Origin of the sequence: Pannonibacter carbonis (genome assembly GCF_003012935.1) — a bacterium.
In the GTDB taxonomy this organism is placed as follows: Bacteria; Pseudomonadota; Alphaproteobacteria; order Rhizobiales; family Stappiaceae; genus Pannonibacter; species Pannonibacter carbonis.
Map to the genome: position 1 here is coordinate 170,781 of NZ_PUDR01000008.1, position 13,821 is coordinate 184,601.

General features: G+C 65.5%; 11 protein-coding genes and 1 riboswitch. Of the genes, 3 read left to right on the top strand and 8 right to left on the bottom strand.

The window, feature by feature from the left end; all coding sequences use genetic code 11:
• Nucleotides 1-100 precede the first annotated feature (100 nt).
• The 8 genes from C8348_RS12955 to C8348_RS12990 form a co-directional block, all read right to left on the bottom strand.
• Nucleotides 101-1,168, bottom strand: a complete 1,068-nt coding sequence (locus C8348_RS12955; protein ID WP_244294003.1) for a FecCD family ABC transporter permease — start codon at nucleotides 1,166-1,168, stop codon at nucleotides 101-103.
• Nucleotides 1,146-2,081: an ABC transporter substrate-binding protein gene (locus tag C8348_RS12960; protein WP_106753761.1), complete on the bottom strand. Its 936-nt coding sequence runs from the start codon at nucleotides 2,079-2,081 to the stop codon at nucleotides 1,146-1,148. The genes C8348_RS12955 and C8348_RS12960 overlap by 23 nt, the downstream gene beginning before the upstream one ends.
• Before the next feature lie 16 nt (nucleotides 2,082-2,097).
• On the bottom strand, nucleotides 2,098-2,865 hold the full coding sequence (locus C8348_RS12965) for an ABC transporter ATP-binding protein (RefSeq protein WP_106753762.1): 768 nt from the start codon (nucleotides 2,863-2,865) through the stop codon (nucleotides 2,098-2,100).
• Nucleotides 2,862-3,308 (bottom strand): DUF1636 family protein, encoded by a 447-nt coding sequence (locus tag C8348_RS12970; protein ID WP_208983731.1) that lies wholly within the window; start codon nucleotides 3,306-3,308, stop codon nucleotides 2,862-2,864. Before C8348_RS12970 ends, C8348_RS12965 begins: the two co-directional genes overlap by 4 nt.
• A gap of 35 nt (nucleotides 3,309-3,343) precedes the next feature.
• Nucleotides 3,344-3,575, bottom strand: a riboswitch (cobalamin riboswitch).
• Between the two features lie 95 nt (nucleotides 3,576-3,670).
• Nucleotides 3,671-4,369, bottom strand: coding sequence for an RES family NAD+ phosphorylase (locus C8348_RS12975; protein WP_106753763.1), 699 nt, complete (start codon nucleotides 4,367-4,369; stop codon nucleotides 3,671-3,673).
• Nucleotides 4,366-4,755, bottom strand: coding sequence for an MbcA/ParS/Xre antitoxin family protein (locus C8348_RS12980; RefSeq protein WP_106753764.1), 390 nt, complete (start codon nucleotides 4,753-4,755; stop codon nucleotides 4,366-4,368). Before C8348_RS12980 ends, C8348_RS12975 begins: the two co-directional genes overlap by 4 nt.
• Nucleotides 4,756-4,830: 75 nt before the next feature.
• A complete protein-coding gene (locus C8348_RS12985; RefSeq protein ID WP_106753765.1) occupies nucleotides 4,831-5,781 on the bottom strand; it encodes a response regulator transcription factor in 951 nt (316 codons plus the stop codon).
• Nucleotides 5,774-9,196, bottom strand: coding sequence for a hybrid sensor histidine kinase/response regulator (locus C8348_RS12990; protein ID WP_106753766.1), 3,423 nt, complete (start codon nucleotides 9,194-9,196; stop codon nucleotides 5,774-5,776). The genes C8348_RS12985 and C8348_RS12990 overlap by 8 nt, the downstream gene beginning before the upstream one ends.
• A gap of 319 nt (nucleotides 9,197-9,515) precedes the next feature.
• On the opposite strand from C8348_RS12990, the gene urtA reads away from it, so the two are divergent.
• The 3 genes from urtA to urtC all read left to right on the top strand — a co-directional run bounded on the left by urtA (nucleotide 9,516) and on the right by urtC (nucleotide 13,821).
• A complete protein-coding gene (gene urtA / locus C8348_RS12995) occupies nucleotides 9,516-10,787 on the top strand; it encodes an urea ABC transporter substrate-binding protein (RefSeq protein ID WP_198647043.1) in 1,272 nt (423 codons plus the stop codon).
• A 251-nt stretch (nucleotides 10,788-11,038) separates the two neighbouring features.
• On the top strand, nucleotides 11,039-12,667 hold the full coding sequence (gene urtB, locus C8348_RS13000; protein WP_106753844.1) for an urea ABC transporter permease subunit UrtB: 1,629 nt from the start codon (nucleotides 11,039-11,041) through the stop codon (nucleotides 12,665-12,667).
• A complete protein-coding gene (gene urtC / locus C8348_RS13005; protein WP_106753767.1) occupies nucleotides 12,664-13,821 on the top strand; it encodes an urea ABC transporter permease subunit UrtC in 1,158 nt (385 codons plus the stop codon). Before urtB ends, urtC begins: the two co-directional genes overlap by 4 nt.

Consider the following 13,821-nt stretch of genomic DNA (forward strand, 5'->3'; position numbering starts at 1 on the left):
CCCGGCTCGGCGCTGCGCTTGGCCGGGATGACTGCGGAGACGTTGAAGTTTGTCATCAAGCTCTGGCTGCGCTGTAACGCAGCCGCATGATCGTCAGTCCCTACCGCTCCCGCGCCATCAGCCAGATGAAGAACACCCCGCCGACGAGGCCGGTGACGATGCCGATGGGCATGTCCTCGGGTGCCATGATCACACGGGCGCAGATGTCGGCGAGGATCAGGAACAGGGCTCCGGCCAGCGCCGACAGCGGGATGACGCGAGCATTGTCGCCCCCGGCAATCAGGCGCACCAGATGCGGCATCATGAGGCCGACGAAGCCGATGATGCCGGAGAAGGCAACGCAAACCCCCGTGACGAGCGCTCCGGCGACAAACACCGACAGGCGCAGCCGCGTGACAGGCACGCCAAGGGTCGAGGCGGTCTCGTCGCCGAGGGTGACGGCGTTGAGCGCGCCAGCCTTGAACCACAGCCACAGGCCACAGGGCACCAGCACCGCAAGCGGATAGATCAGGTGGTTCCATTGCGCGAGGCCGAGCCCGCCCAGCATCCAGAACACCACCGTGTGGGTGGCCTTCGGATCGGCCAGGAAGATCAGGATGTTGGCCAGCGCCATGATGATGAAGGAGACGGCGACGCCGGCCAGCACCAGCCGGTCCGGCGAGCCGGCGCGGGCGACCTTCACCACGCCCAGCACGATGGCGGTTGCTACCAGCGCACCGGCAAAGGCCAGCAGCGGCACGGTCAGGAGACCAAGGAACAGCCCCGTGTGCAGCAGCGCCAGGATGGCACCGAAGGCCGCGCCCGACGAAATGCCAAGCAGGTGCGGATCAGCCAGAGGGTTGCGGGTGACCGACTGCAGCACCGCGCCGGTGACGGCAAGTCCGGCTCCGACAAGGGCGGCGAGCAGCGCCCGGGGGAAGCGGATGTCCCAGACAATCGCCTCCCGGGCCGTTGTCCAGGTCTTGGTCACGGAGCCGGGCAGAAGCTTGTTGGCGACGATCCCGGCGACGTCGCCGAGGGGCACGGAAATGGCCCCCACGGCGACGGCGGTCATAATGGCAAGGACGAGGAGGCCCAGGCCGATCACGCCGGTGAGCAGCACCGGCCAGAGCCGGTGTTGCTCGCCCGGAACGGCGGCCGCTGCCTCACTTTCCAGCGAAACCGTCAACGAGCTTCTCCACGGCGCGGATGTTGCGGGGGCCAGGCGTCGCCTCGACATATTCGAGCACCACGAAGCGGTCATTCTTCACGGCATCGACATTGGCGAAGGCCGGGTTGGCCTTGAGGAACGCGATCTTCTGCTCGGCGGTGACGTTGCCGTAGTTCACGATCACGATCACTTCCGGGTTGCGGTCGACCACGGGCTCCCAGGCGACGGTGGCCCAGCTCTTGTCCAGGTCGTCCATGATGTTCTTGCCGCCGGCAGCCTCGATCAGCGCTGTCGGCATGGCGTAGCGGCCGGAGGTGAAGGGGGTGTCCTCGCCGCTGTCATAGACGAAGACGCGCAAGGGATTGGACTTGTCGACCTTGGCGGTTGCCTCGGCCAGCTTTGCCTCGTAACCGGCAACCAATTCCTTCGCCTTGTCCTCGACGCCGAAAATGCGGCCGAGGTTGATCAGGTCGTTGTACATGTCGGCCATGGAGATCTTCTCCTTCGGGCCGATATGGATGCAGCTTTCGGTCAGTTCGTAGACCGCAATGCCGAAGGGGGCGAGGGTCTCGGGCGTGACCTCGCCGCCGACCTTCATGCCGTAGTTCCAGCCAGCGAAATAGAAGTCGGCTTCCGCACCGAGCAGCACTTCCTTGGTCGGGTATTTTTCCGAAAGCTCGGGCAGCTCGGTAACGCCCTTGCGCATTTCCTCATCCAGCGTCTTCCAGCCAGACACGCCGGTGTAGCCGGCCATGCGGTCGGTCAGGCCGAGCACCAGCATCATTTCGGTGAGGTTGACGTCGTTGGAAATGGCGCGCTTCGGCGCGGCCTCGAAGGTCACGTCGCGGTTGCAGCTCTTCACGTTCACCGGATAGGCCGCGGCGGCCACGGTGGAGAGCAGGAAGGCGGCGAGGGCAAGTTTCAGACGCATGTCAGGGTCTCTTCAGTCACAGGTGAAAGGAGAAGCGGGGATGTTGTCCGCTGAGATCGATCCGCGAGCGCACGGCAAAAGCGCCCGCGATGTGGGTTTCGGTGAAGACCTCGGCGGGCGCGCCCTCGGTCAGGACGCGGCCGCCAGCGAGCAGCAGCACGCGATCGGCGTATTCGGCGGCGAGCGTCAGGTCGTGCAGGGTGGTGATGACCGTGAGGCCAAGGCCCCGCAGCAGCGCCATCAGCTCGAGCTGGTGGCGGATGTCGAGGTGGTTGGTCGGCTCGTCCAGGATCAGCAGCTTGGGCGCCTGGGCCAGCGCCCGGGCCACCATCACGCGCTGGCGCTCGCCGCCCGACAGGGTGCCGAAGGGCCGTTCGGCCAGAGCGTTGAGATGCAGGCGGGCGAGCGCATGGGCAATCGCATCGCGGTCGGCCGAACCGGCCGCGCTGAGACCGCGCTGATGCGGCAGGCGCCCGAGCGCCACGATCTGGCGCACGGTCAGGGCAAAGTCCGTCGGCTGCTCCTGCAGCACGGCAGCAATCCGGCAGGCGACATCGCGGGCGGGCAGGCTCCAGATGTCGGTGCCTTCCAGCCGGACCTGCCCGCGGCGGGGACGATGGAAGCGGTAGAGCAGCCGCAGCAGCGACGACTTGCCGGCTCCGTTGGCGCCGCAGATCGCCAGAACCTCGCCCTGGTTGAGCGTGAGGTTGATGTCGGCCAGGAGGTCAGGCCGGCCGCGCGGTCCCCAGCAGAGGCCTTCCGCCTCGAAAAAGGGCGCGCTCATGTGCAGGCATCGGCATCCGGGGGCAGCACCCGGCCGGAGGCGGGGATGCGCGCGAGGGCGGTCCGGGCCAGCTTGCCGGGCCGCTCCGAGGCCTTGCACCAGCCGTCCGGCAGCGCTTCGTACTGGCGGGCAAAGCGGGCAATGTCCTCGGCATCGGTGAGGTCCATGTCGCCGAAGAGCCAGGTGGTCTTGTCCTGCGACTGGAGGGCGATGGCGCAGGGACGACCGCAGGCGGCCATGCACTCGATGCCGCCGACGCGCCAGGCAGCGTCTGCAGCCATCTGTGCAGTTAGCTCTGCCAGAAGTGCCTTGCCAGGGCGGTCTTCACTGCCGCGCGGGCGGCATGTCACGCAGACCACGAGCTCGTGCGTCGGCTCGGTGGACAAGGTCCGGTCGTCGCCGGGAATAGGGGAATGGGCCGTAACCGGCCGCTGAATGGTCACCGAATTTCTCCTTCCGGGGCACCCCGCCCGGTGGCTGTTGTGGGTCGGTGATGGCAGGTCTCCTGACTTGCGGGTCGTCGCCTTGCCCTGCCTTCCCATCCCGCGCCGGTCGTGTGGCACTTGGGACAGTGGCTGTCTGGGGTCGGCTCGCCGCCTACAGTTGCGGGGGCAGTCACGGACTTGGCGCCTGTTGGCTACACCGTACCGTGTTCCCTTTTCACCCGGCAAAGCGCTTGTTCGCCGGGAACCATCACGGCGAATGATCAGGGCAGGGGCGTGTGTTGTCAAGGCGATGTCACCGGGTTTGGACGAGAGCACCCGGTGTTTATATGTAATGTAATTACGTTACAAGCGCGGACTGTCTATCCGGCGTCCATCGCGATGGAGAAGTACTGTGTGCCGGACCAGCGCAACGTCCAGCTGGCCCCCGGCCGAACGTTCTGGATGATGCCAGGATCGAAGGCGACAAAGCAGCGGCCGCCAGGCTGGCGCACGGACGGGTAGAGCAGTCCGCGATGTCCCTGACGGCGCAGATCGGCCGCCAGCGCCTGGCCAGCCGGATAGCCGGCCGCCGGTTCCGCCGCCAGCGCCGGGTGCTCGGGCGTGTCTGTCAGGTCCGGAAAGTCGCCGATGAAGTCGGCGAGGAGTTCCACATAGGCGGCCTCTTCGTGGAAATGGCCGATGTAGGAGAGTTCCCGCGTGCGGTGAAACCCCACCTCGGCGGCGGAGGTCAATGGATCATAGGCACAATACCACGCGCCGCGGTCGCCGCCGTTGAAGCGGTTGCCGGTTGGCCGCGTGTAGACAAACGCGGCGTTGATATGGGTCTCGCCATAGAGGGCGAGATCGGCCTTGCGGCGGAAGAACGCCAACTCCCGCCTGTCGATGCCGGGGCTGCCCTCCCGCTCGGCCTTCAGCCGCGCGTTGGTCAGGCCCTCCAACTCGGCCAGGATTTCCGCTTCCCGGTCGCTGTCGACAAGACCGCGCAGCACGGGCGGCTTGTGGTGCGTCTTCGAGATCAGCCGGATCAGGGCGCGGTCGGCGATCGCGGTAAGCTTCACGCGCCACCTCGGAGGGCATCGAGATAGGTCCGCACGCTGAGGATCTTCGGCAGGCCGCCGTCGATCATCGCGTCGACCGGGCGCTGGCCGTCGAATTCCGGCCCGGTGTTGGGCAGCTTGATCCAGCGGTCGGCAAGATCCGGACTGAAGTAGAGCTGCAGCGACTTGTAGATGCCGATGAGGGCACTGAGGCGCAACAGCTGATCGCGGGTCAGCTCGCCGCGGAAGCTCGCGGACTTGGCGCGTTTCCAGGAGGAGTCCGACATGTCGCAAAGACCGGCGGCCTCGCGAACCGTCAACGACCAGGCGTCGGCGACGCGGCTGTAGGCCTTGAGGCCGACGGCCTGAAGGTCGTCGACGGGCCGGGGCTTGAGGGCAGCTTCCATGCGGTCACCGTGCCAATGCGGTTCAATACTCTAAAATAGATCATATGGACCATAATACAAGGTCAAATGATCCAGTTAGAGGTCCCGAAGCACCTCGCTGGCCCGGACGGCGGCGGAGGCGCGGTTCTCGACGCCGAGTTTGACGTAGATCTGCTCGAGGTGCTTGTTCACCGTGCGCGGGCTGAGGCCGAGAATGTCGCCGATGTCCTTGTTGGGCTTGCCGCGCGAGATCCAGGTCAGGACGTCCGCCTCGCGCGGGGTGAGACCGAAGCGCTGGCGCAGGGCGTCCGTCTGGCCGGGGTGGCTGGCGCTGGTCAGGCGGAACAGGTGCTCGTCGGCGCTGATCGAGCCGATGGGGGCGAATTCATACTGGCCGGCGGCCCCGAGGTCGAGCACCAGCGGGTCGGGCCGTCCTGTCGCCTGCCGGCTTGCGGTGGCGATCCAGCCGGCCAGCGCGGTTCGGATACGGTCCAGCGCGGTTTCGCCCACAGCAACGGTGCCCCGATCCAGGGCTTCGAGAACCTGGCTGGTCTGCGGTGTGGACCACTTGATGTTGCCATCCGCGCTGACGGCGATCAGGTGCCGGCCTGCGGCATCCAGCGCAATGCGGGCGCTCTGGACCTGTCGCGCATTGGCGAGGTGCACCCGGATGCGGGCCTGCAGCTCGTCGAGATTGATCGGCTTGGTGAGAAAGTCGACACCGCCGCTTTCCAGCGCATGCACCACATGCTCGGTCTCGCTGAGGCCGGTCATGAAGATCACCGGCACATGTTCCAGCCCGCGCCGGGCCTTGAGCAGGCGGCAGGTCTCGAAGCCGTCGGGTGCGGGCATCACTGCGTCCATCAGCACCATGTCCGGCGTGATGCGGTCGCAGATGGCCAGCGCGGCGGTGCCGGAGGTGGCGACCAGCACGGTGACGCCGGAGGTCTCCAGCGCCTTCGTCAGAAAGCCGAGGGTCTCGGGGGAATCATCCACCACGAGGACGATGTCGCGCGAGGCGGCGGGGGATCCGGCGGCGTCAGTCATGGGGGGCTGTGTCCTCGAGGATCTTGCGATAGCCGGCAAAGTCGAACTGTTCGATGCTCGTGCGAAGACGGGCGATGAGCGCGGCATCTGCGCCCGCGCCGTCCAGCTCGCTGAGCTTGGCCTCGATGCCATGGACATAGCCGATGTCGCCGAGGCTGATCAGGTCGCGGATGTGCCGCGATGACAGGGAGGCGGCTGCAACCGGAGCCTTGTCGTTCTCGCCGACCACGGCCGGGGCTGGCGCCGCAGGGGCCGGGACCAAGGAGGGGGCATCGCCGGCCCGGGTCCAGCTCAGGCCCAGCAGGCGGCCTATGCGGTCCAAGAGCTGGGCGAGATCGACGGGTTTCGACAGGGCGTCGTCATGCGCCGGTTCGCCGGCCGGGCGTAGGGCCGTGTCGCCGATGTTGGCCGAGAGCATGACGATGGGCGCGGTGAGGCCGCGCTGGCGCAAGAGGCTTGCCACCTGCCAGCCGTTCATGCCGGGCATGGAAATGTCGACCAGCAGCAAGTCCGGTCTGGCGCGGAAGGCGCTGTCGATGCCCTGCGGCCCGTCGTCGGCCAGTTCCACTTCAAAGCCGAGCGGGGCGAGGATTTCGACCATCAGCGCCCGGTGATCGGCATTGTCGTCGATGACGAGGATCCGGCGGCGCGGGCCGGTGTAGCCGGTGACGGGGCGCTCGGGAGAGACCAGCGGCTGCTGGTCGGCAAGGGCGGCCAGCATCAGCCGCACCTCGAAGGTGCTGCCCTCACCGGGACGGCTCGTGACGGCCAGCGACCCGCCGAGGGTCTGCGCCATCAGCTTGGTGATCGTCAGGCCCAGTCCCAGACCGGGCGTGCGGGCGACGCTTTCGCCGCTGCCGCGTCCGAAGGGCTCGAAGATGCGGGTCATGTCCTCCTCGCCGATGCCGGTGCCGGTGTCGGAAATGCGGAAGGTGGCGACCTGCGACCTGTAGCCGACCTCCAGCGTGATGGTGCCGGCGCTGGTGAATTTCACCGCATTCGACAACAGGTTGACGAGGATCTGGCGCAGGCGCTTTTCATCGGTGCGCACCAGCGTCGGCAGGTTGGGTGCCTTGCGGAATGCGAAGGCTAGGCCGGCCGCCTGGGTCTGTAGCCGCACCATGGCGACGATCTGGTCGAGGAACTCGTGGATGTTGACCGTGGCCATGTCCACCTGCAACCGGCCGGCCTCGATGCGGGAGATGTCAAGCAAGCCGTCGATCAGGCCGGAGAGGTGCTCGGCGCTGCGGCGGATGACGCGGATTGATGCCTTGCGTTCGCGCGGGATGGCCTCGTCCCGTTCCAGTACCTGGGCATAGCCCAGCACCGCGTTGAGCGGTGTGCGCAGCTCGTGGCTGAGGCCGATGACATAGCGGCTCTTGGCAAGGTTGGCGGCTTCAGCCGCTTCCTTCGCCTTCTGCAGCGCGGCGTCGGTCTTGCGGTGCGCTTCGATCTCCTTCAGCAGCAGCGAGTTCTGGCGCAGGGATTCTTCCTCCGCCACGTGGCGGGTGTCATGCGCCAGCACCAGGAACCAGACGCCAATGCCCGCCGAGATGGCGAAGACGACGAAGATCAGCGCCACCGTCCGTCCGACCACATCGGCGCCCGGCGGCAGGCTGGTGGCGGCCTGGTGGGTGATCACGGTGAGGATCAGGGCGATGCCGGCGATGACCGGAACGGCGGTCATCAGATAGCGGCCGAGCCGGGTGGAAAGATGGGCCAGGATCCAGGACGGCAGCGTGGCCTCGGCGACGCTGCGGGTCTGATATTTCAGCCGGGCCTTCGGCTTGCAGCTGTCGTGGCAGCGGGCATCCAGCGTGCAGCAGAGCGAGCAGATCGGCACCTGATAGGCCGGGCAATAGGCCATGTCCTCGGGCTCGAACGGGTTCTCGCAGATCGAGCAGGTGATGGCCGTCTTTGTCTGCCAGTGCCGGCGCGGCTTGCGCGCGAGATAGTACTTGCCACCCGTGGCGAAGGCGATGGCCGGGGCGAGCACGAAGGCGAGCGCCAGCGCGATGAAGGTGGCGAGGGATGCCGCCAGTTGCCCGAAGGTGCCATAATGGGCGAGCAGCGCGACGATGGCGGCAAGGCTCATGGCGCCGGTGCCGACCGGGTTGATGTCATAAAGATGCGCGCGCTTGAACTCGATGCCGGGGGGCGACAGGCCGAGCGGCTTGTTCACGAACAGGTCCGCCGAGATCGCCGACAGCCAGGCCATGGCGATGATCGAGAACACGCCGAGCGTTTCCTCCAGGAGGCCGTAGATGCCGAGTTCCATCAGGAGGAGCGCGATGCCGACGTTGAAGACCAGCCAGACCACGCGGCCTGGATGGGAATGCGTAAGGCGGGAGAAGAAGTTCGACCAGGCCAGCGACCCGGCATAGGCATTCATCACGTTGATCTTCAGCTGTGCCACCACGACGAAGGCGGCCATCAGCAGCACGGCGGCCTGCTCGGACGGCAGCATGTAGCCGAAGGCGACCGCATACATGCGCGACGGCTCGTCTGCCTCCGCCACCGGGACGCCGGCGGAGAGCACCAGCACGGCCAGGAATGACCCGGCGATCAGCTTCGGCAGGCCGATGATGACCCAGCCTGGGCCGGCCAGGAACAGGGCAAAGCGGCGCAGGATCCCGGGCTTTTCCCCCGGAGGAAGGAAGCGCAGGAAGTCGACCTGCTCGCCGATCTGGGCCATCAGCGCCAGGATGACTGCCGAGGCAGCACCGAACTGCATCAGATCGACGGGGTTGGAGTCCGGCGCGCGGGGGGCTCCTGTCGCCGGATCAATGCCGGAAAAGCTGAGCCAGTCCGCCACGGCACCCCAGTCTGCGAAGGCGATGAAGACAAAGGGCAGGATGTTGAGCACCAGCCAGAACGGCTGCGTCAGGATCTGGAAGCGGCTGATGAGCGTGATTCCATGGGTGACCAGCGGGATGACCACCAGCGCGCTGACGATGTAGCCGATCCACAGAGGCAGGCCGAAGGCGTAGTCGAGCGCGCTCGACATGATCGAGGCCTCGATGGCGAACAGGATGAAGGTGAAGCTGGCGTAGATCAGCGAGGTCAGCGTCGAGCCGATGTAGCCGAAACCGGCGCCGCGGGTCAGCAGGTCGATGTCGACGCCATGGCGCATGGCCGAGCGGGCAATCGGCCAGCCGACCAGCAGAAGCACGAGACAGCCGACCAGGATCGCGGCAAAGGCATTGGCCGTGCCGTAGGACAGGGTGATGGCGCCGCCGATGGCCTCCAGTGCCAGAAAGGCGATTGCACCGCCGGCCGTATGCGAGATGGCGCGGCTGGACAGGCGACGGGCGCTCTTGGCGGTGAAGCGCAGGGCATAGTCTTCCAGGGTCTGGTTGTTGACCCATTGGTTGTAATGCCGCCGCACCGGCAGGATGCGCTGGCGCGCGGTCATGCAATCCGCCTCCCTTCTGGGCATGTGCCGAAATTTTAAGCCGTTGCGGCAGGTTCGGCCCGGCCTGAACCGTCATTTCTGCCGGATCCCGCGTCGTCTCACCCGGCATTGCAGGGTTCGTGCCGCTTTGCCTGCCTATCGCACGGGCGACGGCGCGGATGACGCAGGGCGCTTACGTCAATCGACGTATGTTGCGCCGCGATATCGCAGCGCACGATCCCCTTCGACGGCTGAGGGAACCAGCCGGCCGCAAGAATGGCCAAGGTCAAGGCAGGCGGGGACAGAAGGGGACAAACAGATGATGAAGCTGAAAAGCCGCATGGCAGGGCTGACGCTCGCAGGTCTGATGGCATCGACCATGATGGGCGGTGCGATGGCCGAAGAGACCATCAAGATCGGCATCCTGCATTCGCTCTCGGGCACAATGGCGATTTCCGAGACCACGCTGAAGGACACGATGCTGTTCCTCATCGAGGAGCAGAACAAGAAGGGCGGCGTGCTCGGCAAGAAGCTGGAAGCCGTGGTCGTTGACCCGGCCTCCGACTGGCCGCTGTTTGCCGAAAAGGCGCGCGAGCTGATCTCGGTCAACAAGGTCTCGGCCGTGTTCGGCTGCTGGACCTCGGTGTCGCGCAAGTCCGTCCTGCCGGTGTTCGAGGAGCTGAACTCGATCCTGTTCTACCCCGTCCAGTATGAGGGCGAGGAAAGCCAGCGCAACGTGTTCTACACCGGCGCTGCCCCCAACCAGCAGGCGATCCCGGCGGTTGACTACCTGATGAAGGACGAAGGCGTCGAGCGCTGGGTTCTGGCCGGCACCGACTATGTCTATCCGCGCACGACCAACAAGATCCTTGAAGCCTACCTGAAGTCGAAGGGCGTCAAGGACGAGGACATCATGATCAACTACACGCCGTTCGGTCACTCCGACTGGCAGACGATCGTGTCCGATATCAAGGCTTTCGGTTCGGCAGGCAAGAAGACGGCAGTGGTCTCGACCATCAACGGTGACGCCAACGTGCCGTTCTACAAGGAACTGGGCAACGCAGGCGTCAAGGCCGAAGACATCCCGGTCGTCGCCTTCTCGGTGGGTGAGGAAGAACTCGCCGGCCTCGACACCGCGCCGCTGGTTGGTCACCTGGCCGCCTGGAACTACTTCCAGTCCGTCGACAACCCGGTCAATGCCGAGTTCATCTCCAGCTGGCGCGCCTTCACCGGCAACGACAAGCGCGTGACCAATGACCCGATGGAAGCGCATTACATCGGCTTCAACATGTGGGTGAAGGCGGTCGAGAAGGCTGGCACCGTTGATCCGGATGCCGTGATCGACTCCCTCGTCGGCGTGTCCGTGCCGAACCTCTCCGGCGGCTACTCGGCCATGATGCCGAACCACCACATCACCAAGCCGGTGCTGATCGGCGAGATCCAGGCCGACGGCCAGTTCGAGACCGTCTGGGAAACCCCCGGCCTCGTGGTGGGCGACGAGTGGTCTGACTACCTCGAAGGCTCCATGGATCTGATCGCCGACTGGCGCGCGCCGCTGTCCTGCGGAAACTTCAACGTCAAGACCGGCAAGTGCGGCGGTTCCGGCAGCTGATGTGAGCGCAAGCGAGGTCCCCTTTCCGGATGTCCGGGAAGGGGATTTTCGAGATGCTGAGGCTGCCCCCCACCCCCGACCCCTCCCCACGAGGGGGAGGGGAGCAGAGGGGCGGAGCCAGTCGCCAGCGATTGATATCGCCTGTTCATTGGCGCAGGTGCCAAACGCACCCCTCCCCCTGGTGGGGAGGGGGTAGGGGTGGGGGGCTGCAGCCTCTCGCTGCCATGATTCCTTCCAGCCTGGTGGCGCATATGTCTCTGAAAAATCTGATGATCTGCCTCATGATTCTGGTGATGGGCTGCATGGTCCAGACGCAGGGTCATGCGCAAGACATTGAGGCGCTCCGGCCGCAGGTCAATGCGCTGGCCAAAGGCGGCTTCAAGGAAACGGAGGCGCAGGTCGGGGCTCTGGCTGCCATCGGAGATCCGGTCGTTGCGCCTGCGCTCGAGGCGCTGTCCAATGGTGATCTTTATGAACGCAGGAGCGATGGTCTGGTCGTGATCGGCACCAAGGCCGGAGCTGATCTTGCCTTGACCGATCCGCTGACCGGCGAGGCGCTGGGCACCGCGCCGGCCGCCTCGCTGACAAAGATCAAGGTCAACAACGGCCTGCGCCGCACGATCCGCAGCGCGCTGGGAGGCCTGACGCTGATGGCGCCGGATCCGCAGGTGCGGATGACGGCTGCGGCGGCAATGTTCAAGTCGCTGGATGTGGAAGGCCTGGCCCTGCTTGATACGGCCATGGCTGCCGAGACGGATGCGCGCGTGCTGAAAGCGATGCAGGAAGCACGGGCGGCGGTGCTGCTGGCGGTTGACGCGCCGGAGACAACCAAGCTTGAGGCTGTCCAGGTGCTCGCAAGCCGTGGCGACAGGGAAGCGCTGTCGATCCTGACAGGCGTCGCTGCAAATGCGCAAACGCCTGTGGCGCTGCGAGATGCTGCCGACCGCGCGGTGGCGGCGATTTCAAAGAATCTTGTCTTTTGGGATATCGGCCAGAATGTCTGGTACGGCATTTCGCTGGGGTCGGTGCTGCTGCTGGCCGCCATTGGCCTTGCCATCACCTTCGGCGTGATGGGCGTCATCAACATGGCGCATGGCGAGATGGTGATGATCGGGGCCTATGTCACCTTCATGGTGCAGGAGGTGATCCGGACCAGTGCGCCGGAACTGTTCGGCGGCTCGCTCGCCATCGCCCTGCCGCTTGCCTTTCTTGTGACCGCGCTGATTGGCATTGCCATCGAGAGGGGTATCATCCGCTTCCTTTATGGCCGGCCGCTGGAGACCCTGCTGGCCACCTGGGGCCTGTCGCTGATCCTGCAGCAGGCCGTGCGTTCCATCTTCGGCCCGACCAACCGGGAAGTCGGCAATCCGGACTGGATGTCCGGTGCCTTCCAACTGGGCGAGATGACGATCACCTATAACCGGCTCTGGATCGTGGTGTTCTCGCTGCTGGTCTTCGCGGGGCTCATGCTGGTGCTGAAGAAGACGCCCTTCGGCCTTTATACGCGGGCTGTGACCCAGAACCGGCGCATGGCTGCCTCGATGGGCATCCGCACACCCTGGATCGACGCGCTGACCTTCGGGCTTGGGTCGGGCATCGCCGGCATCGCCGGAGTGGCGCTGTCGCAGATCGACAACGTGTCGCCAAACCTCGGTCAGGGCTACATCATCGACAGTTTCATGGTCGTGGTGTTCGGCGGGGTCGGCAATCTCTGGGGCACACTGGTTGGCGCGCTGACGCTTGGTGTGGTGAACAAGTTCCTGGAACCCTATGCCGGGGCGGTGCTCGCCAAGATCCTCATGCTCGTCTTCATCATCCTCTTCATCCAGAAGCGTCCGCGGGGGCTGTTTGCCCTCAAGGGCCGGGCAGTCGAAGCATGATCACGTCGTTTCTCGTTCGCGCCTTCGACCGTCAGGCGGCGCTGTTTCTGGCCATCCTCGGTCTTGTCATTGTCGCGGTGCCGGCGCTCAACCTGCTGCTGCCGCCGGACCATCCGCTGCATGTGCCGACCTATGCGGTCAGCCTGATGGGCAAGTATCTGACCTATGCGCTGCTGGCGCTGTCGGTGGATCTGGTCTGGGGTTACTGCGGCATCCTCTCGCTCGGACATGGCGCCTTCTTTGCCCTCGGCGGCTATGCGATGGGCATGTATCTGATGCGTCAGATCGGACCGCGCGGCGTCTATGGTGACCCGGTGCTTCCCGATTTCATGGTGTTCCTGAACTGGAAAGAGCTGCCCTGGTATTGGACCGGCTTCGACATGTTCCCCTATGCGCTGATGATGGTGCTCTTGGTGCCGGGCGTGCTGGCCTTTATCTTCGGCTGGTTCGCCTTCCGCTCGCGCGTGTCCGGGGTCTATCTGTCGATCATCACCCAGGCGCTCACCTATGCGCTGCTGCTCGCCTTTTTCCGCAATGACATGGGCTTTGGCGGCAACAACGGCCTCACCGACTTCAAGGACATCCTCGGCTTCCCGGTGCAGGCGGACGGAACCCGCGCGGCGTTGTTCGTTGCCTCGGGTCTGGCCCTGGTGCTGTGTTTCTTGCTGGCCCGCTCGGTCACCCGCTCCAAGCTCGGCAAGGTGCTGGTGGCGGTGCGTGATGCGGAAAGCAGGACACGCTTCCTCGGCTACCGGGTGGAGCATTACAAGCTGTTTGTCTGGACCCTGTCGGCGATGATGGCCGGGCTCGCAGGTGCGCTCTACGTGCCACAGGTCGGCATCATCAATCCGGGTGAATTTCAGCCGGCCAATTCCATCGAAGCGGTCATCTGGGTGGCCGTTGGCGGGCGTGGCACGCTGTTCGGGCCGATCCTTGGCGCGGTGCTCGTCAACTACGGCAAGACCTGGTTCACGGCCGTGCTGCCGGAGGTCTGGCTGTTTGCCCTTGGAGCCCTGTTCGTCGTCGTCACCCTGTTCCTGCCGAAAGGGCTGGTCGGTCTGGTCGCCATGGTGCGGACCCGTTTGCCCAAGCGCCGGACGCAGAAGCCCGAACCCGCAACGCCCTCCACGGGCGAACCCCAACCAGCGGAGTAA